The following is a 22,108-nucleotide window of genomic DNA, read 5'->3' as shown; positions in this document are numbered from 1 at the left end:
AGCCTGGATCGGGGCGTCAGCCGATGCCGGTCCGGCAGAGGTCGAGCACGTCGGCCATCGAGCGGATCTGGTCCATGGTGGTGCGCAGCTGGGCAGCGCTGAGCAGTTCGACCCGCAGGTCGATGCGGGCCGGCTTGCCGGCGCTGGTGCGCACCCGGGCATCGCTGACGTTGATGCGGTGGTCGGAGAGGCGCATCAGGATGTCCTTCAGCACCCCCACCCGGTCGAGCACCTCGATGCGCAGCCGCACCGGGTAGCGCCGTTGCTGGGCCTCGCCGAGCGGGTTCCAACGCACCGGCAGCCGCCGCTCCACCGGCACCTGGGGCACGTTGGCGCAGTCCTGGCGGTGGATGGTGATGCCGTGGTTGCCCAGGGCCACGGTGCCCACGATCGCCTCCCCGGGCAGGGGGCTGCAGCAGCCCCCCAGGCGGTATTCCAGCCCCTCCAGCCCCAGGATCGGGCTGTTCGAGGGGTGCCCGTGGGGGGCCTGGCGCGGCTGGGCCGCGGCCACCCCGGCGGCCACCTCCTCGTTGGTGGGGACGGGGGCGGCGGCGGCGGTGCTGAGGCGCACCTCCTCCCGCAGGCGGTTCAGCACCTGCTGCAGGGTGACGCCGCCGAAGCCCAGGGCCGCCAGCAGGTCCTCGGTGCCCACCAGGTTGCAGCGCTTGGCCACCCGGGCGATCGCCTCGCCGTTGAGCAGGGCGTCGAAGCCGTCGCGGCCCAGCTCCCGCTCCAGCATCTCGGTGCCTCGCTGGATGTTGTCGTCGCGGTGGCTGCGCTTGTACCAGCCCCGGATGCGGTTGCGGGCCGTGGGGGTGGCCACGAAATTGAGCCAGTCGAGGCTCGGGTGGGCGTTCTTGGCGGTGATCACCTGCACGAAGTCGCCGTTCTGCAGCGGGGTGGCCAGGGGACAGAGGCGGTCGTTGATGCGCACGCCCTGGCAGTGGTTGCCCACCTCCGAGTGGATGCGGAAGGCGAAATCCACGGCGGTGGATCCCTTGCGCAAGCCCACCACATCCCCCTTGGGGGTGAACACGAACACCTCCTCGTCGAAGAGGTCCTCCTTGATCGAGGCCAGGAAGTCGCTGCTGTCCTCGCCGCCGTCGTCCTTCTGCCAGTCGACCAGCTGCCGCAGCCAGTTGAAGCGCTCGGTGTCGCCGGCAGCCGGCGAGCCCCCCTCCTTGTACTTCCAGTGGGCGGCGATGCCGTACTCCGCCACCTGGTGCATCTCGGTGGTGCGGATCTGCACTTCGATCGGCCGATGGCGGCCGATCACCGCCGTGTGCAGCGACTGGTAGCCGTTGGGCTTGGGCAGGCCGATGTAGTCCTTGAAGCGCCCGGGGATCGGCCGGAAGATGTCGTGCACCACCGCCAGGGCCCGGTAGCAGCTCTCCACGCTCGGGCAGAGGATCCGCAGGGCCGCTACGTCGTAGATCTCGTGGAAGGCCTTCTGCTGGCGCTGCATCTTGCTCCAGATGCCGTAGAGGTGCTTGGGACGGCCGCTCACCTCGCAGTCCTGCAGCCCCGCCGCCACCAGCCGGTCGCGCAGCAGCTGCACCGTGGCCCCCAGCCGTTCCTCCCGTTCGCTGCGCTTGGTGGCGACCTGCTGCTGCACGTCGCGGTAGGACTCGGGCTCCAGCACCTTGAAGGCCAGGTCCTCCAGCTCCCACTTGAAACGGCCGATGCCCAGACGGTTCGCCAGGGGGGCGTAGATGTCGCGGGTCTCCCGGGCGATGCGCTGCTGCTTCTCGGGCTTGAGGGCGCCGAGGGTGCGCATGTTGTGGAGCCGGTCGGCCAGCTTGACCAGCACCACCCGGATGTCGCTGGCCATGGCCAGGAACATGCGGCGCAGGTTCTCCGCCTGGGCCTCGGTGCGGTTGGTGAAATGGATGCCGCCCAGCTTGGTCACCCCCTCCACCAAGGCGCGCACCTCCTCGCCGAAACGCGCTTCGATCTCGTCGGGGGTGACCTGGGTGTCTTCCACCACGTCGTGGAGGAAGCCGGCGGCGATCACCGCCGCGCTGGCGCCGATGTCGCGCAGCAGACCGGCGACGGCGATCGGATGGACGATGTAGGGCTCGCCGCTGGCCCGGAACTGGCCGTCGTGGAGCTGGTAGGCGAAGTCGAAGGCCGTGGCCACCAGGGCCTCCGGATCGACGGGGCGCGCCTCCGCGTCGGCGGGCTGCCGTTGCTGGAGGCTCTGGCGCAGCCAGGCCGGCAGGGGAACGCCGTAGTCGCGCTCGGGGACGGCGTCCCGCGTCCCCTCTGGAGCAGCAGAAGTTGCGGCCGAGGCGTAAGCCAGCGGAGAGGAACCTGGATCCGGCGCCACCCTCAGCATCACACCCTTCAGGGTGCACCCATGGTATGGGGCAATCGTCACGAACCAGGGGATTTGCCCATTCGGCCATCCAGACTGTGCGCCGCCGGTGTCGTCCATGGCCCTGCCCGCCCCGTCCCTGCCAGCGGCCCCGGTGCTGCGCATCGGTGGTCTGCAGGTGCGCTACCCCGGCAGTGAACGGCCCACCCTCGATGGGCTCAACCTGACCCTCAGCGCCGGCGAACGGCTGGCCCTGGTGGGTCCCTCCGGCTGCGGCAAGAGCACCGTGGCCCGGGCCGTGCTGCAGCTGCTGCCCCCGGGCAGCGTCTGCGACGGCGAGCTGCTGCTGGCGGGGCAGGACCCCCGCCGCCTGCGGCGCGCCGCCCTGCGTCGGCTGCGGGGCGAGGCGGTGGGCCTGGTGTTTCAGGACCCGATGACGCGGCTCAACCCCCTGCTCACCATCGGCGAGCACCTGCGCGACACCCTGGCTGCCCACCGCGGCGGGGGCCGTGAGCGGGCCCGGGACCTGCTGGCCCGGGTGGGGATCGCCCCGGAGCGCTACGGCAGCTTCCCCCACGAATTCAGCGGCGGCATGCGCCAGCGCCTGGCCATCGCCCTGGCCCTGGCCCTCCACCCGCCCCTGGTGATCGCCGACGAACCCACCACCAGCCTGGATGTGGCCGTGGCCGGCCAGGTGATGGCCCAGCTGAGCGATCTCTGCACCGAAACCGGCAGCGCCCTGCTGCTGATCAGCCACGACCTGGCCATGGCCGGCCGCTGGTGCGACCGCATCGCCGTGCTCGATCAGGGGCGGCTGGTGGAGGAGGCCCCAAGCCTCCGGCTGCTCACGGCCCCGGCCTCGCCCCTGGCCCGGCGGCTGGTGGACGCCGCCCGGGAGCGGGAGGGCGGGCACAGCGAGGCCCCCGCCGCCGCGCCGGTGCTGCTGGAGGTGGAGGAGCTGCGCAGCTGGCACCCCCTGCCCTCACTGCCCTGGCAGCCCCGCTGGATCAAGGCAGTGGATGGGATCAGCCTGACCCTGCACGAGGGCGAGACCATCGGCGTGGTGGGGGCATCGGGCTGCGGCAAGAGCAGCCTCTGCCGGGCCCTGATGGGGCTGGCACCGGTGCGGGGCGGTGCGGTGCGGCTCCAGGGGGTCGACCTGCGGCGCCTGGGGGGGCGGTCGCTGCGGCGGGCCCGGCGGCGCCTGCAGATGGTCTTCCAGGATCCCCTGGCCTGCCTCAACCCCCAGATGACCATCGGCGAGGCGGTGGCCGATCCCCTGCTGATCCATGGGCTGGCCCGCCGCCCGGAGGCCCGGCGCCGCGCCAGGGAGCAGCTGGCCCTGGTGGGGCTCGATCCCCCCGAATCCTTCGAAGACCGCCTGCCCCGCCAGCTCTCGGGGGGCCAGCAGCAGCGGGTGGCGATCGCCCGCGCCCTGATCCTGGGCCCCCAGGTGCTGCTCTGCGACGAGAGCGTCAGCATGCTCGACGCCGAGGTCCAGGCCGACGTGCTGGCCCTGCTGCGGCGCCTGCAGGGCCAGCTCGGCCTGGGCATGCTGTTCATCACCCACGACCTCTCGGTGGCCGGCGGCTTCTGCCATCGCGTCCTCGTGCTCGACGGCGGTCGCGTCGTCGAGCAGGGGGCCGGTGCCGAGCTGCTGGCCCACCCCCAGACGGCGATCACCCGCACCCTGGTGGAGGCCTGTCCGCGCCTGCCCCCCCTGCCCTGAATCACCCTTTACGCCGCACCGCCATGCTGCACCGCCTGCTCCTGCGCGCCCGCTACCTCACCCTGGTGCCGATCCTGGCGCTGCTGGCCAGCTGCCTGGCCCTGTTCGTGCGCGGCAGCCGGCTGATCCTGGAGCAGCTGCGACTGGCCCTGGTGAGCATCACCGACCTGGTGGATCTCAACCGCTTCGAGATGGACATTCTCGAGGGGATCGACCTGCTGCTGGTGGGAACGGGCTGCCTGGCCCTGGCGATCGGCATGTTCTCCCTGTTCATCAGCGAGCTGAAGCTGCCGAAGACCCTGAGCTTCCGGAACTTCCACGAAGTGAAGGGCATGTTCGCCAACTTCATCATCCTGGCGATGGCGATCTCCTTCCTCGAGCTGCTCAACAGCTTCGATCCCGACGACCCCGCCCACTCCGTCGCCGGCGCCGACATCTTCTTCCCAGGCGCCGGCATGGCCGTGGTGACCCTGGCCCTGCTGGCCTTCAAGTACTGGGGCGGCGAGCGGGAGGAGCATCGCTCCGCGGCATCGCCGGAGCGCGACTGATCAAGCCGACGGCCCCGGGAGGTCCCTCAGAAAAGGGCGCGCAGCAGGTCGGCGATCAGCAGGTTGTCAAGAGACAGCAGGCCGCCGCCGGAGGTGATCAACACCAGGCACATCACCACGTACATGGCCGCCTTCTCCCAGCTGGGCGGTTCCCCGACGCCCATCGGGCCGGCGTAGTCGCCCTCGGGAATCTGATAGGGATCCGGTGCAATGAACGGGGATCCGGAGGCCAGCTCCAGCACCATGGCGTAGGCCATCGACACCAGGATCGCCAGGGCCGCCAGGGGGGTGAGCAGACCGGGGATCAGGGCGATGCCCGCGCCCCACATCGAGGCTGCCGAGAGGAAGCAGAGCCACTCCGGCGTCTTCATCGCCGTGGACCAGGTGCGGAGGTTGCGCAGCTTCGGCCAGCCGTGGCGGATGAAGGCCACCCCCACGAACACCCGCAGCACCAGCAGAGCGGCAGCGGCCGCCAGGGACGGGCCGGTGGGCACGAGCAGGGTGACGATCTCGAGGTCCATCGGCGGGCGGAACGGCGGGACGGCGTGCCGGCTCAACGTAAGCAGGGTCGGTAGACGGCGCCGTGGCCGGGTGGGGGCGGGGCGAAACCGGGGGGCCTGGCCATCATGCGGTCCGGGGGCCCCCCATCCCCTCCACCGCCGCTGACGCCATGACCCCAAGCACGGCGGCTCTGCCGTCCCCGGGCAGCAGTGCCCCCCTGGGCGCCTCGATCAGCGATGGGGGTGTCAACTTCAGCCTCTATGCCCGGCGGGCGGCGGCGGTGGAGCTGTGCCTGTTCGCACGCGTCGACGATGCCGTGCCCAGCCAGCGCCTCCGCCTCGATCCCGACCGGCACCGCACCGGCGACTACTGGCACTGCCGGCTGGAGGGGATCGGGCCGGGGCAGCCCTACGGCTGGAGTATCGAAGGCCCCTGGCAGCCCCAGCTGGGGCTGCGCTTCGATCCGGCCAACCTGCTGCTCGATCCCCACGGGCTGGCCCTGGCGATGCCGCCGGGCTACGGCCGCGCCGCCGGCCGCATCAGCGCAGGGGACTGGGGCACCGCCATGAAGAGCGTGGTGGCCGACCCGCTCGCCTACGAGTGGGAAGGGGATCGGCCCCTGCACCGGCCCTCCCGCGAGACGGTGATCTACGAGCTGCACGTGCGCGGCTTCACCGCCCACCCCAGCGCTGGCCTGCCGCCGGAGCAGGCGGGCACCTACCGAGGCCTGATCAGCCGGATCCCCTACCTCCAGGAGCTGGGCGTCACGGCGGTGGAACTGCTGCCGGTGTTCGCCTTCGATCCCCAGGCGGCCCCCGCTGGCCTGCACAACTACTGGGGTTACCAGCCGGTCTCCTTCTTCGCCCCCCACCCCGGCTACGCCTGCAGCGCCGACCCCCTGGGGGTGATCGACGAGTTCCGCGACCTGGTCAAGGCGCTGCACCGCGCGGGCATCGAGGTGATCCTCGATGTGGTGTTCAACCACACGGCCGAGGGGGGCGCCGAGGGACCCGCCTTCTGCTTCCGCGGGCTGGCGGACGGCGACTACTACCTGCTGAACGAAGACGGCACCTACATCGACGACACCGGCTGCGGCAACACCTTCAACGCCAACCACCCGGTGGTGCGGCGCCTGATCCGCGAAAGCCTGCGCCACTGGGTGCAGCACCTCCATGTCGATGGCTTCCGCTTCGATCTGGCCTCCGTGCTGGACCGGGACCAGACGGGCCGCCCCACGCCCCTCTCGCCGATCCTCTGGGACATCGACACCGATCCGGTGCTGGCCGGGACCAAGCTGATCGCCGAGGCCTGGGATGCCGCCGGCCTCTATCAGGTGGGCAGCTTCGTCGGCGACAACTGGCAGGAGTGGAACGGCCGCTTCCGCGACGACGTGCGCCGCTTCATCAAGGGGGATGGGGGCCTGGCGGCCAGCGTCGGCCAGCGGCTGATGGGCAGCCCCGACATCTACGGCCACAAGCAACGGGAGGCGGAGGCCAGCGTCAACTTCATCACCTGCCACGACGGCTTCACCCTGGCCGATCTGGTCAGCTACAACGGCAAGCACAACGAGGCCAACGGCGAGGGCAACCGCGACGGCAGCGACGACAACGCCAGCTGGAACTGCGGTGTCGAGGGGCCCAGCAGCGACGCCGAGGTCCTGGCCCTGCGCGCCCGCCAGAGCCGCAACCTGCTGACCATGCTGCTGCTGGCGGTGGGCACGCCGATGCTGGCCATGGGCGATGAGCTCGGCCGCAGCCAGCAGGGCAACAACAACGCCTACGCCCAGGACAACGCCATCAGCTGGCTCGACTGGTCGCTGCTGGAGCGCAACGCCGACCTGCATCGCTTCGTGCGGGAGCTGCTCGCCTACCGCCAGCGCCGCGACGTGGTGATCAACGCCCGCAACCTCAGCCTCGGCGAGCTGGTGCGGCGCCATCACGTCCGCTGGCATGGGGTCGAACCCGACCATCCCGACTGGAGCGAAAGCTCCCGCTCCTTCGGCGCCACGGTCACCAGCGTTGACCACCGGTTCCGCTGGCACGCCATGGTCAACGCCTGGTGGGAGCCGCTGCTCTTCCGGCTGCCTGCCGCCGAGGGGGACCTGCCGAGCTGGCGCCGCTGGATCGACACCTCCCGGCCCAGCCCGGAGGACATCGTGCCCTGGAGCAGCGCCCCGGCCCTGGAGGCGGACACCTGCACCCTGGACCCCCGCTCGATCGTGGTGCTGGTGGTGGGCCTCAGTCCTGGAGCAGCTGCAGGCGATGGCCATCCGGATCCGCCAGCTGCAGGGCCTGGCTAGCCCCGAGCCATGCCGCCTGATCCCCCAGCGCGACGATCCCCGGCGACATCACCCGCCCCCCCAGGGCCCCGGCCCGGTCGGCGATGGCCTCCAGATCGGCCACCCGCAGGCGCAGCTGCCAGTGGGCCAGGTCCTGGAAGCCCTGGTCGGCGGGCATCGGCCGGCCGCCGGTGGGTGCGCGGTAGTCGAGGCACTCGACACCGGCGCCGCTGGGGCAGCGGTGGCCGGTGATGCGCACCCGGGTGCCCGCCAGACCATCGAGGCCATCCTGCTCCGGGCCGCTGTTGACGCCGTCGCCGCCGGCGGCCAGCCCCAGCAGATCGCGATAGAAGCGGCCGCTGGCGGCCGTGTCGGCGATGCCGATGGCGCTGTGGTCGATGCCGAGCACCGGCCCGGGGGCCTCGCCATGCCAGCGGGCCTCCCCCTTGTCCGGCGGGAACTGCAGCAGCTCGAGGGGATGGCCGTCCGGATCGCGGAACTTGAAGGCGACGATGCCGGCGGCAGCCGCATTCCAGTCCGGCAGGCGCTGGGGCGCCGCGGAGATCGCCGTGATCCGGCCGGCGGCGAAGGCCGGCTGCAGGGCCACCAGGGCCGCCTCCATGCTGTTGACCACCAGGCAGGCGTGCTGGAACCAGCGGTCGTTGCTGCGGGATGCAGCCGGGATCGGCCGCCCCGGAAGGACGCCCGGACCCGGTGTGAGCACCTCGGTGAGCTCCAGCACCTCCGCCCCGATCGCCAGCCGCAGCACCCGGAGGCGGGCATCCGGCAGGCCCACCAGGGCCCCGTAGGCGCCCCCCTCCAGCACCCGGGCCTCGCCCAGACGCCGGAAGCCCAGGCAGGTCTCGAAGAAGGCGGCGCTGGCCTCGGCATCGGCTGTCGTGAAGCCGAGGCTGTCGATGTGGGGAAGGGTCACGGCTGTGGGGCGGCCACAGGGTTCTGCCCCACCAGGCTGAGCACCCCGCCGACGCAGATCAGCACCGTTCCCACCACCACGCCGGCATTCGGGATCTGGCCGAACCAGATCCAGCCGATCAGGCCGGCGAAGACCACCGAGGCATACTGAAAGGCCCCGATCGCGCTGGGATCGGCATAGCTGTAGGCGCGGATCAGCAGAAACTGGAAGCTCAGCAGACAGAGGGCCGAGGCCAGCACCCACAGGAACTGATCCGGGGTGATGGCGTGGAACTGCCCCACCATCATGAGGCTGGAGACCAGGCCGCCGATGGCCAGGAAATAGACCAGCTGCGTCAAGGCGGACTCACTCCTGCCCAGGGCCTTCACCGCCAGAAACTCGATGGCGCAGACGAATCCGGCCGCCAACCCCAGAAGATCACCGGGCTTGTCAAGGAGACTGGCGTTGGGCTGAACGACGATCACCATCCCGGCAAATCCCACCGCCAGGGCCTTCCAAAGGCTGGGGGGAATGCGCTGCCTGAGCACCAGCCAGGCCAGCAACGGGATGAACATGGGGGTCGTGTTCAGCAGCACATTGGCGTTGACAAGATTCACCAGCTTGGCCGCCGACATGAACAGCAGAAACCCTGCCATGCCCATGGCGCCGCGCAGCAGGTGAAGCGGGAACACCCGCGTGGGAAGATCGCGCCCCCCGCGCGTCGCCAGCAAGGGAATCAGCAGCAGCAGCGCCAGAATGAACGTCAGCCAGGTGAACATCAGGGCATCCATGGCGCTGCCCACCGCCCGCGCAAACGCGCTCTGCAACGTATTGGCCAGGAAGGCCGCCACCAGCAGGGCCGCCCCCCTGGCCACCGAAGGTCTCACCGGCCCGCCGCGATTCCCGTTGCTGTCCGGCCCCTGCAACGCTTCGCCGTCCATCGGGCTGGTTCCATTCGGTTCCGACACACCCTAAAGGCCTTCAGCCATGACGCCACGGTCACTGCATCCTGGTGTGGAATTCTGCCTATCCAAAACCATCGATTCGGTGGGCCCGGACGGTGGCCGTCCCTAGGATGAAACCGTGGACATCCCTCCCCATTCCTTTCCGGCCGCCCCCGATGACGAGCTCCAATCCCCTGGCCGGCAAGGCCCTGTCCACCCTGCTGCAGGGCAAGGTCGTCATCGTCACCGGTGGCAACAGCGGCATCGGTAAATCGATCGTGGAATATCTGGCCGAACTCGGTGCCAAGGTGGTGATCGATTACCGCTCCCATCCCGAAGCCACCGAGGAACTGGAGCGTGAAATCGGCGCCTACGGCGGCTGCAGCTTCGGGGTTCAGGCCGATGTGGGCAAGCTCGATGACCTGCAGCGGCTGGTGGACACCACCGTGCAGAAATACGGTCGGCTCGATGTGATGATCAACAACGCCGGCATTGAAACCCGCACCTCGATCCTCACCACCACTCCGGACAACTTCGACAAGGTGCTGGACGTCAACCTGCGGGGCGTCTTCTTCGCCACCCAGTTCGCCGCCAAGCAGATGATCGCCCAGGGCGGCGGCGGCCGCATCATCAACATCTCCTCGGTGCACGAGGACTGGCCGATGCCCGACAACACCCCCTACTGCTGCGCTAAGGGAGGCGTACGCATGCTCACCCGCACCGCGGCCCTGGAACTGGCGCCCCACGGCATCACCATCGTCAATGTGGGCCCCGGCGCCGTGGCCACGCCCATCAACGACTCCACCATGAACAATCCCGAGCTGCTGGCCAGGCTCAACGCCGCCATCCCGATGGGCCGCATGGCCCAGCCGGAGGAGATCGCCAAGGTGGTGGGTTTCCTGGCCAGCGACGCCGCCAGCTACATCACCGCCACCACGATCTTCGCCGATGGGGGCCTGATGCACAGCAGCCCAGGCCTGTGAGCCAGGGACGCAGGCCTCCCGGCCCCTCAGGCCGCCGCCGGCTGCTCCGTGGAGGCCGCCGCGGGTTTCACCGCCGGTGCCGGAGCGGGGTCCTGGGCCCGTTCGGCCCGCTCCAGCCCCACCTCCACACCCAGGTGCTGGTCGGGCCGGCCGGTGATCAGCAGGCTCGCCCGCTGCTGGGTGGCGATCATCCACAGCCACTTGGTCAGCAGCGTGAGGCGGTTCTCGTTGGCGGGCATGAAGGCCAGATGGGCCAGGCCCCACAGCAGCCAGCCGAGGGCGCCGGTGACCTTGAGGCCCCGCAGGTCGGCGACGGCACAGAGGGGGCCGATCACCGCCATGCTGCCGAAGTCGAACCAGCGGAAGGGGGCCTGGCGCCGCCCCCCCAGCTGGGCCAGCAGGTCGAGGGCGACCCAGCCCCCCATCTGCACCGCCGGCCCGGCCATGCCCGGCAGGGGCTGGCCGTCGGCCGTGTGGGCGTAGGAGCAGAGATCGCCCACCACCCGGATCTCGGGATGGCCGGCGATCGAGAAGTCGGGCTCGACCACCACGCGCCCGCCGCGGTCGACCGCACAGCCGGTGCGCTCCGCCAGCAGCTTGCCGAGATGGGAGGCCCGCACCCCCGCGCTCCAGCAGATGGTGGCCGCCTCCAGCACCCGCTCACTGGGGGTTCCGGCCGGCGATGACTTGAAGGTCACCGTGAGGCGTCCCGCCTCGATGCTTTGCACCCGGCCCCCCAGCACCAGCTCCACACCGCGGGAGACGAGATAGTCGCCGGCCGCCTGGGACAGCGATGGATCCATGGCCCGCAGCACCCGGTCGCCGGGGTCGACCAGCACCACGCGGCAGAGGCCGGGATCCAGCTGGCGGAAGTCGCGCCGTGCCGCATGGCGCATCAGCTCGTTGATCGATCCGGCCAGCTCGCAGCCGGAGGGGCCGCCGCCCACCACCACCACCGACTGCAGAAAGCGGCAGCGTTCCGGATCCGGGGTCTGCTCGGCCTCCTCCAGGGCCGTCAGCACCCGCCGCCGGATCTCGTCGGCGTGCTCGAGGATCTTCATCGGCGGCGCCAGTTCCCGCCACTCCTCATGGCCGAAGTAGGTGCTGCCGGAGCCGGTGGCCAGGATCAGGCTGTCGTAACGCAGGCGGCGATCGTTGAAGACCACCTCCCGGGTGGCGGCATCGAGATCGACCACCTCACCGAGCAGCACCTGCACATTGGCCGCCCTGGCCAGCAGCCGTCGCAGGGGCGTCGCCACATCCGCCTCCGACACCAGACCGGAGGCCACCTGATACAGCAGGGGCTGGAAAAGATTGAAGTTGCGTTTGTCCACCAGGGTCACCCGCACCGGCTGGCCGGCCAACCGGTGGGCCGCCTTCAGGCCGGCAAAACCGCCACCCACGATGACCACATGGGGCCAGCCCTTCATCACGGCCTCGCTCGGCTCCAGCTCGAGGAAGAAGCGTTCCTTCGCCATCGATGCGGTCCGCAGGATGCCTGAAAGGTAGGGAGGATCCCGGAAACGGCGAGCTCCCGGTCACGTCGGCATATCGTCACAATCCTGCAATAAAAGCTCACAGACCCGGGCCAGCCGCCGGAGCCTGGCCATGGTGAAGCGGCACAGCGTGGCCGGTGCCCATGCAGCAACTGCTGCCAGCCCTCAATGACCACAACCTGCCCTGGATGGACACCCTCCATCCGATCGTGGTCCACTTCGTCATCGCCATGGCGGTGATCAGCGTGGTCTTCGATCTGATCGGTGTGGTGCTGCGGCGGCCGAATCTGTTTGAAGTCAGCTTCTGGAATCTGCTGTTCGCCACCGGGGCCATCTTCGTGGCGATCATCTTCGGCCAGGTGGAGGCGGGGCTGGCCGATCCCTATGGCGCCTCCCGGGCGATCCTCAACCTGCACAGCACCCTGGGCTGGTCGTTGGCCGGCATCCTCTCGGTGCTCACCGGCTGGCGCTACGTGCTGCGCAACCGGGATCCCGAGACCCTGCCGCTGCCGTTCCTGGCCGCCGGCGGGGTGCTGGCCGCCCTGGTGGTGGTGCAGGTCACCCTGGGGAACCAGCTGATCTGGGTGTATGGCCTGCACACCGTGCCGGTGGTGGCCGCCGGACGGGCCGGGCTGATCTGATGGCTCCCTCCCTGCTCCCGGCCGAGGCGCCGATCCAGCAGCTGGGCGACTGGCTGGGGCCCAACGACCTGCCCTACAGCCTGCCGATCCATCCGAATCTGGTCCACTTCACGATCGGCCTGTTCGTGATCGCCATCGCCTTCGACATCGTCGGCGCCCTCTACCCGATCGAGAAGCGGGTGTTCCGCTTCCTGGCTCTGCCGATCACCCGGGCCGGCTTCCACGACGTGGGCTGGTACAACCTGCTGGCCTGCGCCATCGTCAGCTTCTTCACCGTGGCGGCGGGCTTCTTCGAGATGCTGCTGGCGGTGCCCCTGCCGGGTGTCACCAGCAGCATCGGCCTCCAGAGCATGGAAACCATGCTCTGGCACGGCGTCGGCGGGGTGGCGATCCTGCTGGCGATCATCGCCATGACCGTCTGGCGCGGCTACCAGCGCTTTCTCTGGCGCCGGGACATGGGCCGGCAGGTGCAGTGGCTCTACCTGCTGGTGGGCCTGGCCCTGTTCCTGGTGATCGGCCTGCACGGCACCCTCGGGGCCGAACTGGCGGCCGAATTCGGCGTCCACATCACCGCCGACCAGCTCCTGGCCAATGGCGCCGACCTCCGCGACGCCCTTCCTTGAGGGCCCCTTTCCCATGACCTCCGCCCCCCCGCGTCGCCCCGGCCCCATCGCCCTCGTGGCCCTGGTTCTCTGGGTCGGGCTGCTGCTGCTGATCAGCCTCTGGGTGGCGGGGCAGTCCCTGCGCTGGCTGCCGGTGCAGGCCTCCAATGCCGCCCCGCTGGTGGATGGTCTGTTCAGCTTCGAGACCGGCGTCGGCACCTTCGTGTTCCTGGGGGTGGTCTCGGTGATGGCCTGGGTGGTGCTCGTGCACCGGGCCGAGAAGTACGACGAGAGCGATGCCGAGCCGATCGAGGGCAACACCCGCCTCGAGGTGATCTGGACCGCCATCCCGCTGGTGCTGGTGATGGCCATCGCCTGGTATGCCATCCAGGTGAACACCGAACTGGGGGTGCTGGGGCCGATGGAGCACGTCCATCTGAGCGAACCCCTGTCCATGGCGATGGGCTCCCCGAAGGGCCAGGGATCGGCGGAGGAGGTGGAGGTGATCGCCCGGCAATGGTCGTGGGAGTTCCGCTACACCGCCGAGAACGTCTCCAGCACCGAGCTGCATCTGGAACTGGATCGGCCGGTCACCTTCCGCCTGGTCTCCGAGGACGTGCTGCACGGCTTCTTCATCCCGGCCTTCCGGCTCAAGCAGGATGTGATCCCGGGCCGGGCGATCGATTTCAGCCTCACCCCCACCCGCATCGGGCGCTACCGCCTGCGGGATTCCCAGTTCAGCGGCACCTGGTTCGCCGCCAACCAGGCCGATGTGGTGGTGGAGACGGCCGACGACCACGCCGCCTGGCTGAAGCAGGCCGCCGCGGCCCCCCTGCAGGCCGGCCTCAGCGTCGCGGCCGACGAGTACGCCGCGCGCCAGGCCAAGCCCCGCAGCGGCTGGCCCACGGTGGTGCCGGCCCCGCCGCCCCAGGTGAACACCCCCGGTTCCCGTTCCCTTCCCCACGACGCCTGAGGCCATGACCAGCACCGCCCTCTCCCCCGAACCGCCCGCCTCCTGGCGGCGTTACTTCGGCTTCAGCACCGATGCCAAGGTGATCGGCATCCAGTACATCGTGGTGGCCTTCTTCTTCTTCCTCGTGGGTGGGCTGCTGGCCATGATCATGCGGGGGGAGCTGATCACGCCCGAGGCCGATCTGGTGGATCGCACCGTGTACAACGGCCTCTACACGATGCACGGAACGATCATGCTGTTCCTGTTCATCTTTCCGGTGCTCAATGGGCTCAACAACCTGTTGATTCCCACCATGATCGGCGCCCCCGACATGGCCTTCCCACGGCTCAACACCGCCGCCTTCTGGCTGGTGCCGGTGTTCGGCATCCTGCTGATCGCCAGCTTCTTCGTGCCCAGCGGCCCGGCCACTTCCGGCTGGTGGTCCTATCCGCCGGTGAGTCTCCAGAACCCCCTCGGCCACCTGATCAACGGCGAGTTCCTCTGGGTGCTGGCAGTGGCCCTCTCCGGCGTCTCCTCGATCATGGGGGCGGTGAACTTCGTCACCACGATCCTGCGGATGCGGGCGCCGGGCATGGGCTTCTTCCGCATGCCGGTGTTCTGCTGGACGGCCCTCGCCGCCCAGACCCTGCAGCTGATCGGCCTGCCCGCCCTCACCGGCGGCGCCGTGATGCTGCTGATGGATCTGAGCGTCGGCACCTCGTTCTACCGGCCGGAAGGGGGCGGCGATCCGGTGCTGTATCAGCACTTCTTCTGGTTCTATTCCCACCCGGCGGTGTATGTGATCATCCTGCCGGTGTTCGGCATCTTCTCGGAGCTGTTTCCCGTCTATTCCCGCAAGCCGCTGTTCGGCTACGTCTATGTGTGCCTGGCCTCCTTCATCATCGTCGGCCTGGGGCTGATCGTCTGGGTGCACCACATGTTCCCCAGTGGCGTCACCCAGTGGATGCGCAACCTTTTCATGGTCACCACGATGCTGATCGCCGTGCCCACCGGTGTGAAGGTGTTCGCCTGGCTGGGCACCCTCTGGCGGGGCAAGATCCGGCTCACCACCCCGATGGTGTTCTGCCTGGGCGGCCTGTTCAACTTCGTCTTCGCCGGCATCACCGGCATCATGCTGGCCACCGTGCCGGTCGACATTCACGTCAGCAACACCTACTTCGTGGTGGGTCACTTCCATTACGTGATCTATGGCGCGGCCGTCATGGGTGTGTTCGCCGCCATCTACCACTGGTTCCCCAAGTTCACCGGCCGCATGCCTTACGAGGGCCTCGGCAAGCTGCATTTCGTGCTCACCTTCATCGGCGCCAACCTCAACTTCCTGCCCATGCACCCGCTCGGCCTGATGGGCATGCCCCGGCGGGTCTCCTCCTACGACCCGGAGTTCGCCTTCTGGAACGTGCTGGCCAGCCTGGGGGCCTTCCTGCTGGGGGTGTCGATCATCCCGTTCCTGCTCAACATGATCAGCTCCTGGGCCCGGGGGCCGAAGGCTCCGCACAACCCCTGGAACGCCATCGGCCTGGAGTGGCTGCTGCCCTCACCGCCGGCGGAGGACAACTTCGGTGAGCACGTCCCCACCGTGATCAGCCGCCCCTACGGCTACGGCACCGGCGAACCGCTGGTGGCGCACCAGGCCGAGATCGAGCGCACCCTCACCCTTCAGGACGCCAACCGATGAGCAGCACCCCCGCCACGTCCGGCGACACGGCCGCGCCCCACGCCCACGGCGCGGGAGCGCACGCCAGCCACAACCTCACCGGCTTCATCATCTTCCTGTGCTCCGAGAGCGTCATCTTCCTGGCGTTCTTCAGCGGCTACGCCCTGCTGCGGCTCTCCGCCATCGACTGGCTGCCCGCCGGTGTTGAGGGCCTGGAATGGCGCCTGCCGCTGATCAACACGGTGGTGCTGGTCTCCAGCTCCTTCACGATGGTGGTGGCGGAGCATTTCAAGGGCAAGGGGAAGATCTGGCTGTTCCGGGGCTTCTGGCTGCTGACCATGGCCATGGGGGCCTATTTCCTCTATGGCCAGGCGGTGGAGTGGCGCGGCCTCAGCTTCGGCTTCACCTCGGGCACCTTCGGTGGCACCTTCTATCTGCTCACCGGCTTCCATGGCCTGCATGTGCTCACCGGCATCCTGCTGATGGGCCTGATGCTGGCCAAATCCTTCGTCCCCGGCAATTACGACGGCGGTGAAGAAGGCGTCATCGCCACCTCCCTGTTCTGGCATTTCGTGGATGTGATCTGGATCATCCTGTTCGTACTGCTCTACGTCTGGAGAGCCTGAACCATGATCATCGACGACACCCACTACGACGTGATCCTGATCGGCAGCGGTGCCGGTGGCGGCACCCTGGCCGCCGCCCTCGCCGATGGGGGCCACACGGTGCTGTTGCTGGAGCGCGGTGGCGTCATGCCCCAGGCCGATCAGAACGTCGCCGAGGTGGGGCTGTTCCGCAAGCCGCGCTACCACCCCGAGGAGAAGTGGTTCGGCACCGACGGTGATCCCTTCTCCCCCCAGATGGTGCATGCCATCGGCGGCAACACCAAGATCTGGGGGGGCGTGCTGGAACGCATGCGCGAAGCGGAGTTCACCGGCGTGGCCCTCCAGGAGGGTCCCTCCCCGGACTGGGAGCTGCGCTACGCCGACCTGGCCCCCTGGTACGAGCGGGCCGAAGCGCTCTATCGCGTCCACGGCGTGGCCGGTGCCGACCCCACCGCCCCCGCGCGGGAGGGTCCCTATCCGGCCGCGCCGCGGCCGGTGGAGCCGTTCCTGGTGGAACTGCGCGCCGCCTTCGAGCGCCAGGGGCTCCATCCCTACGACCTGCCTCTGAGCTGGTCCGAGTCGGCGGTCGATCCCACCGGGGATGCCGAGCTGTTCGGCGTGGATCCGGCGCGCGGCTCCAGCACCGTGACGGTGAAAGAAAACGCCCGGGTGCTGCAGCTGCACGTCAACCCGTCGGGCCAGGAGGTGCGCGGCATCGAGGTGGAGATCGACCACCAGCGCTGGCTGTTCCGCGGCCACCAGGTCGTGCTGGCCGCCGGGGCCATCGGCACGCCGGAGATCCTGCTGCGTTCCGCCACCGACCACCACCCCCGCGGCCTGGCCAACGGCTCCGACCAGGTGGGCCGCAACCTGATGAAGCCCCAGCTCACCTCGATCCTGCAGCTGGCGGCCGCCCCCAACTCGGGCCGCTACGGCCGCGGCCATGGCATCACCGACTTCTACTGGGGCGACAAGAACGTCGACTTCCCCCTCGGCTCGATCCAGAGCGGCGGCGGGGTGCTCCAGGACGCCCTGTTCGCCGAGTCACCGCCGGTGCTCTCCCTGGTGACCCGCCTGCTGCCGGACTTCGGCCTCGAGCAGCTGGCCGCCCGCTCGATCACCTGGTGGGCGATGAGCGCCGTGCGTCCCGATCCCCACAACCGGGTCGCCCTGCGGGGCAACCTGCTGCAGATCCATTACACGGCCAACAACCGGGAGGCCCATGACCGCCTCGTCTACCGCTGGATCGACTGCCTCAAGGCGGTGGAGGCCGACCCCCTGACCCAGGTCGCCAAATCCGCCCCCACCCACCCCCGCGGCGAGGCGCCCCTGCCGGTGATCGGCGGCGCCTGCGGCACCTGCCCCATGGGCTCGGATCCGGCCACCTCGGTGGTGAACCTGGAGGGCCGCAGCCACGAGGTGCACAACCTCTGGATCGTCGATGCCAGCGTGCTGCCCTCCTGTCCGTCGGTGGGGGTGGGGCTCACCGTGATCGCCAATGCCCTGCGCATCGGCGCCGCCCTGAAGGCCTCCCTGTGACGGCCGCCGCCCCCAGCGGCGCCTCGATCGACGCCATCACCCCGTCGGAGACCCGGCGCATGGCCGAGCGCGACCACGGCCTCGCCCCCTGGAGCCTCTGGGGCAGCTACCTGAGCGAGCGCCAGTGGGGCACCGTGCGTGAGGACTACTCCGCCGACGGGGACGCCTGGAGCTCCTTCCCCCACGACCACGCCCGCTCGCGGGTCTACCGCTGGGGCGAGGACGGCCTGCTGGGCCTCTGCGACGACCAGTGCCGCCTCTGTTTCTCGCTGGCCCTGTGGAACGGTGTGGATCCGATCCTCAAGGAACGGCCTTTCGGGCTCGGCAATCCCGAAGGCAACCACGGTGAGGACCTCAAGGACTACTTCTTCCATCTCGCCAACACCCCCACCCACAGCTTCATGCGGGGGCTGTACAAATACCCGCAGCGGGCCTTCCCCTACGAACAGCTGCGGGTGGAGAACGGCCGGCGCGGCCGCGACCAGCCCGAATACGAACTGATCGACACGGGGGTCTTCGACGAGAGCCGCTACTTCGATGTCCTCATCGAGTACGCCAAGGCCGGCCCGGAGGACCTGCTGATCCGCATCCGGGCCACCAACCGCGGCCCCGAGCCGGCCCCCCTCACCCTGCTGCCCAGCCTGTGGCTGCGCAACACCTGGCGCTGGGGCTATCCCGATGAAGTCGAGCACCGGATCCGCCCGCTCACGGGCGCCGGCAGCCCTTCGATCGTCACCGATGCGCTCCCCCACCTGGGGGTGTACCAGCTCGACTGCCGGGAGCCCGGACGCTGGATCTTCACCGACAACGAGACCAACAGCGAGCGGCTCTGGGGACAGCCCAACGCCACGCCCTTCCAGAAGGACGGCTTCCATCGCCATGTGGTCGACGGCGAAGCCGGCGCGGTGAATCCGGCGCTGCAGGGCAGCAAGGCGGGGCGTGTGCTGCAGCGCACCCTGGCCGCCGGCGAGGAGTGGCTGGTGGAGCTGCGCCTGCATCGCATCGACGGCCCTTCGCCGGCCCCGGCCGACCACGAAGAGGCGTTCGGGGCAGCGTTCGAGGCGGCGTTCGAGGCGATCTTCAGCGAGCGCGAGCGGGAGTGGCTGGAGTACTTCGAGCATCGGGTGCCGGGGCTTTCCGACGACGACCGCCGCATCCACCTGGCGGGCACCGCCGGGTTGCTCTGGTGCAAGAAGTACTACGGCTGGAGCGTGATGCGCTGGCTCGAGGGCGACCCCACCGGCACGCCCCCGCCGCCGGAGCGGCGCCACACCCAGAACGCTTACTGGGAACGGCTGCACGCCCACGACGTCATCTCGATGCCGGATTGCTGGGAGTACCCCTACTTCTGCCAGTGGGACCTGATGTTCCACGCCGTGGCCTTCGCCGTCTTCGATCCGGCGACCGCCAAGGAGCAGTGCATGCTGCTGCGCAAGCCCCAGTACACCGCCCCCAACGCCCAGACCCCCGCCTATGAGTGGGCCCTTTCGGACCCCAATCCTCCGATCGGGGCCTGGGCGGCGATGCGCATCTATCAGATCGATCGCAGGAACAGCGATGCCGCCGATCTGGCCTTCCTGCGCGCCGCCCTGCGCAAGCTGATCCTGGAGTACGGCTGGTGGGCGAACCGCAATGACCGCTCCGGCGACAACGTGTTCGAGGGGGGATTCCTCGGGCTCGACAACATCGCCGTGTTCGATCGGCGTTTCCCCCTGGCCGACGGCAGCATCATCGAGCAGTGCGACGGCACGGCCTGGATGGCCTCGCTCAGCCTCAACCTGCTGCAGATCGCCGTGGAGCTGAGCCGCGAGGAACCGGAGTACGCCGACATCTGCGAGCGGTTCGTGGTGGATTTCGTGCAGCTGGCGATCGCCCTCAACAATCCCGCCGGCCGCAATTACCTCAACTGGGATGAGGAGGACGGCTTCTACTACGACGTCATCAAGCGTCCCGACGGCAGCGTCGACTATCTGCGCACCCGCTCCATCTCCGGCCTGGTACCCCTGCTGGCGGTGCAGAGCTTCGACATCGACACCGTGGCACGGCTACCGATGCTTGATGTCAGCCGCACCCTGGCCTGGTTCACCCACGAGCGCACCACACCCTCCTGGATGGTGGAAAACCTGGGGATCTGGCACAACGACCGGTTGCTGTTCACCCTGGTGCCCAGGGAACGCCTGCAGCGCATCTGCGAGCGACTGTTTGACGAGGAGGAGTTTCTTTCCCCCTACGGCATCCGTTCCCTTTCCAAGGTGTACGAACAGCACCCCTACACCTACACCGAAGGCAGCGAAAGCCAGACCCTCGCCTACAGCCCGGCCGACAGTCCGGTGGCGATGTTCGGGGGCAACTCCAACTGGCGCGGGCCGGTGTGGATGCCGATGAACTTCCTGCTGATCGAGTCGCTGCAGAAGTTCGCCCATTTCTACGGCGACAGCTTCAAGGTGGAGTTCCCCACCCGTTCGGGCCACTGGATCACCCTCTGGCAGGCCTCCCTGGAACTGGAGAAGCGGCTGGTGGGTCTGTTCCGCCGCGACGGCCGGGGCCGTCGTCCCTTCCTGGGTGATGTGGAGCTGTTCCAGACCGATCCCCACTGGCGTGATCTGATCCTGTTCAACGAATACTTCCACGGCGACAATGGCAGCGGAGTGGGTGCCTCCCACCAGACCGGATGGAGCGCCATGGTCTGCAAGATGCTCAACCAGCTCCACCGCTATCCCGAAGGCTGATCCCCGCCATGCGCACCCCGTCCTCCAGCGCACCGGTCGCCGGTCCGAGCCCGTACACCTCGCCCCTGCCGCAGGCGGAGCAGCTGCAGGTGAGCCAAGGGGCCCACTTCGACGTGGTGATCATCGGCAGCGGCGCCGGCGGCGGCACCCTGGCCCGCCACCTGGCCCCCACGGGCCTGAAGGTGCTGGTGCTGGAGCGGGGCGACTGGCTGCCCCAGGAGCCCCAGAACTGGGACGCCGAAGCGGTGTTCCAGCAGAACCGCTATGTGTCGAAGGATCCCTGGCTCGACAAGCACGGCAAGCCCTTCCAGCCCGGCAGCCATTACTTCGTCGGCGGCGCCACCAAGATGTATGGCGCCGCCCATTTCCGCCTGCGCCAGCAGGACTTCGAGGAGCTGGCCCACTTCGATGGCACCTCGCCGGCCTGGCCCCTGCGCTACGCCGACTTCGAGCCCTGGTACCAGAAGGCCGAGGAGATGTACCACGTGCACGGCCAGCGCGGTGAGGATCCCACCGAGCCGCCCTGCAGTGGCCCCTACCCCCATCCGCCGGTGGCCCATGAGCCGCGGATGCAGCAGCTGGTCGACGACCTGCGGGCCGCCGGGCTCCACCCCTTCCACGCCCCCAGCGGCGTCCAGCTCGATGAGGCCCACATGGCCTTCAGCCGTTGCCGCAAGTGCAACTGCTGCGATGGCTTCCCCTGCCTGGTGCATGCCAAGTCGGACGCCGAGGTGCTGGGCATGCGGCCGGCCCTGGAATGCTCCAACGTCTCCCTGCTGACGCGGGCCCAGGTGAAGCGCCTGATCACCGATGAATCCGGCCGCACGGTGAAGGCGGTGGAGCTGGAGCGTGACGGCGAGCCCCTGACGGTCAGCGGCGATGTGGTGGTGGTGAGCTGCGGCGCCGCCAACAGCGCCCGGCTGCTGCTGCTGTCGGCCAACGACCGCCATCCCCGGGGCCTGGCCAACGGCTCCGACCAGGTGGGTCGCCACTACATGTTCCACAACAGCAAGGCGATGGTGGCCCTGGCCCATGAGCCGAACCGCACCATCTTCCAGAAAACGGTGTCGATCAACGACTGGTATCTCGGGGATGCCGACTTCGACTACCCGATGGGCAACATCCAGATGACGGGCAAGACCAACGGCACGATCATGAAGGGCTACGCGCCACTGGAAACCTTCATGATGCCCGGCTGGAGCATGGACAGGATCGCCGAACACGCCCTCGACTTCTGGATCTCCAGTGAGGATCTGCCCGATCCGAACAACCGGGTGACCGTCACCGGCTCCGGCCAGATCCAGCTGAGCTACACCCCCAACAACCTCACCGCCTCGGCCCGCCTGGTGAGCCGCCTGGAGGGCCTTCTGGATCGCCTCTATCTGCGCCGGCATCTGGTGGAGCGCCAGTTCTACATCGCCAACAGCATGGGCATCGCCGCCGTGGGGCACCAGGCCGGCACCTGCCGCTTCGGCAGCGATCCGGCCACCTCGGTGCTCGACCTCGACTGCAAGGCCCACGAGCTCGACAACCTCTACGTCGTGGACACCAGCTTCATGCCGTCGATCGGCGCCGTGAACCCCTCCCTCACCGCCATCGCCAATGCCCTGCGGGTGGGCACCCACCTGGTGGAACGGCTGCGGGGCTGAGGGTGGC

The 22,108-nt window shown here is 69.1% G+C and carries 17 protein-coding genes; 12 read left to right on the top strand and 5 right to left on the bottom strand.

Going from position 1 to position 22,108, the window contains the following annotated elements; all coding sequences use genetic code 11:
* Nucleotides 1-16: 16 nt before the first annotated feature.
* The gene (locus CYAGR_RS13170; RefSeq protein WP_015110327.1) at nucleotides 17-2,338 is read right to left on the bottom strand and encodes a RelA/SpoT family protein; all 2,322 of its coding nucleotides are present in this window, start codon (nucleotides 2,336-2,338) and stop codon (nucleotides 17-19) included.
* Between the two features lie 97 nt (nucleotides 2,339-2,435).
* On the opposite strand from CYAGR_RS13170, the gene CYAGR_RS13165 reads away from it, so the two are divergent.
* Together CYAGR_RS13165 and CYAGR_RS13160 are read left to right on the top strand one after the other, a co-directional pair.
* A complete protein-coding gene (locus CYAGR_RS13165) occupies nucleotides 2,436-4,046 on the top strand; it encodes an ABC transporter ATP-binding protein (RefSeq protein WP_015110326.1) in 1,611 nt (536 codons plus the stop codon).
* 23 nt (nucleotides 4,047-4,069) lie between these two features.
* Entirely contained in the window at nucleotides 4,070-4,594 is a 525-nt protein-coding gene (locus tag CYAGR_RS13160) for a YqhA family protein (protein ID WP_015110325.1), read from the top strand.
* A 26-nt stretch (nucleotides 4,595-4,620) separates the two neighbouring features.
* Here the strand turns inward: CYAGR_RS13160 and CYAGR_RS13155 are convergent, their stop codons facing one another.
* A complete protein-coding gene (locus tag CYAGR_RS13155; protein ID WP_015110324.1) occupies nucleotides 4,621-5,115 on the bottom strand; it encodes a DoxX family protein in 495 nt (164 codons plus the stop codon).
* Nucleotides 5,116-5,264: 149 nt separating this feature from the next.
* Here CYAGR_RS13155 and glgX point away from each other — a divergent pair, with 149 nt between their 5' ends.
* Complete coding sequence (glgX, locus tag CYAGR_RS13150; RefSeq protein ID WP_015110323.1) at nucleotides 5,265-7,394, top strand: glycogen debranching protein GlgX; 2,130 nt, start codon at nucleotides 5,265-5,267, stop codon at nucleotides 7,392-7,394.
* Here glgX and CYAGR_RS13145 read toward each other — a convergent pair.
* Both CYAGR_RS13145 and CYAGR_RS13140 read right to left on the bottom strand, forming a co-directional pair.
* Nucleotides 7,333-8,307: a VOC family protein gene (locus CYAGR_RS13145; protein WP_015110322.1), complete on the bottom strand. Its 975-nt coding sequence runs from the start codon at nucleotides 8,305-8,307 to the stop codon at nucleotides 7,333-7,335. The two genes, glgX and CYAGR_RS13145, sit on opposite strands and share 62 nt — an antisense overlap.
* On the bottom strand, nucleotides 8,304-9,173 hold the full coding sequence (locus CYAGR_RS13140) for a DMT family transporter (RefSeq protein WP_216593351.1): 870 nt from the start codon (nucleotides 9,171-9,173) through the stop codon (nucleotides 8,304-8,306). Before CYAGR_RS13140 ends, CYAGR_RS13145 begins: the two co-directional genes overlap by 4 nt.
* 233 nt (nucleotides 9,174-9,406) lie before the next feature.
* Between CYAGR_RS13140 and CYAGR_RS13135 the strand changes: the two genes are divergently transcribed.
* Nucleotides 9,407-10,213: an SDR family NAD(P)-dependent oxidoreductase gene (locus tag CYAGR_RS13135; protein ID WP_015110320.1), complete on the top strand. Its 807-nt coding sequence runs from the start codon at nucleotides 9,407-9,409 to the stop codon at nucleotides 10,211-10,213.
* A gap of 26 nt (nucleotides 10,214-10,239) precedes the next feature.
* Here the strand turns inward: CYAGR_RS13135 and CYAGR_RS13130 are convergent, their stop codons facing one another.
* Complete coding sequence (locus CYAGR_RS13130; RefSeq protein WP_015110319.1) at nucleotides 10,240-11,691, bottom strand: NAD(P)/FAD-dependent oxidoreductase; 1,452 nt, start codon at nucleotides 11,689-11,691, stop codon at nucleotides 10,240-10,242.
* Nucleotides 11,692-11,852: 161 nt separating this feature from the next.
* Here CYAGR_RS13130 and CYAGR_RS13125 point away from each other — a divergent pair, with 161 nt between their 5' ends.
* The 8 genes from CYAGR_RS13125 to CYAGR_RS13090 are packed head-to-tail and all read left to right on the top strand — an operon-like array spanning nucleotide 11,853 to nucleotide 22,101.
* Complete coding sequence (locus CYAGR_RS13125) at nucleotides 11,853-12,350, top strand: DUF2231 domain-containing protein (protein ID WP_015110318.1); 498 nt, start codon at nucleotides 11,853-11,855, stop codon at nucleotides 12,348-12,350.
* Nucleotides 12,350-12,973 (top strand): DUF2231 domain-containing protein, encoded by a 624-nt coding sequence (locus tag CYAGR_RS13120; protein WP_015110317.1) that lies wholly within the window; start codon nucleotides 12,350-12,352, stop codon nucleotides 12,971-12,973. The genes CYAGR_RS13125 and CYAGR_RS13120 overlap by 1 nt, the downstream gene beginning before the upstream one ends.
* Nucleotides 12,974-12,986: 13 nt before the next feature.
* Entirely contained in the window at nucleotides 12,987-13,925 is a 939-nt protein-coding gene (locus tag CYAGR_RS13115; RefSeq protein WP_015110316.1) for a cytochrome c oxidase subunit II, read from the top strand.
* 4 nt (nucleotides 13,926-13,929) lie between these two features.
* On the top strand, nucleotides 13,930-15,600 hold the full coding sequence (locus CYAGR_RS13110; protein ID WP_015110315.1) for a cytochrome c oxidase subunit I: 1,671 nt from the start codon (nucleotides 13,930-13,932) through the stop codon (nucleotides 15,598-15,600).
* Nucleotides 15,597-16,205, top strand: a complete 609-nt coding sequence (locus CYAGR_RS13105) for a cytochrome c oxidase subunit 3 (protein ID WP_015110314.1) — start codon at nucleotides 15,597-15,599, stop codon at nucleotides 16,203-16,205. The genes CYAGR_RS13110 and CYAGR_RS13105 overlap by 4 nt, the downstream gene beginning before the upstream one ends.
* 3 nt (nucleotides 16,206-16,208) lie before the next feature.
* Nucleotides 16,209-17,723 carry a GMC oxidoreductase gene (locus tag CYAGR_RS13100; protein WP_015110313.1) on the top strand — a complete coding sequence of 505 codons (1,515 nt, stop codon included), beginning with the start codon at nucleotides 16,209-16,211 and terminating at the stop codon, nucleotides 17,721-17,723.
* 59 nt (nucleotides 17,724-17,782) lie between these two features.
* Nucleotides 17,783-20,452, top strand: coding sequence for an MGH1-like glycoside hydrolase domain-containing protein (locus CYAGR_RS13095; protein ID WP_051017237.1), 2,670 nt, complete (start codon nucleotides 17,783-17,785; stop codon nucleotides 20,450-20,452).
* 8 nt (nucleotides 20,453-20,460) lie between these two features.
* Nucleotides 20,461-22,101, top strand: coding sequence for a GMC family oxidoreductase (locus CYAGR_RS13090; protein ID WP_015110311.1), 1,641 nt, complete (start codon nucleotides 20,461-20,463; stop codon nucleotides 22,099-22,101).
* The last annotated feature ends 7 nt before the right edge of the window (nucleotides 22,102-22,108 follow it).

The organism is Cyanobium gracile PCC 6307 (assembly GCF_000316515.1).
Classification (GTDB): Bacteria; Cyanobacteriota; Cyanobacteriia; order PCC-6307; family Cyanobiaceae; genus Cyanobium; species Cyanobium gracile.
Note: the sequence above shows the minus strand (reverse complement) of the source record. Positions and strands in the feature narration are given on the sequence as shown.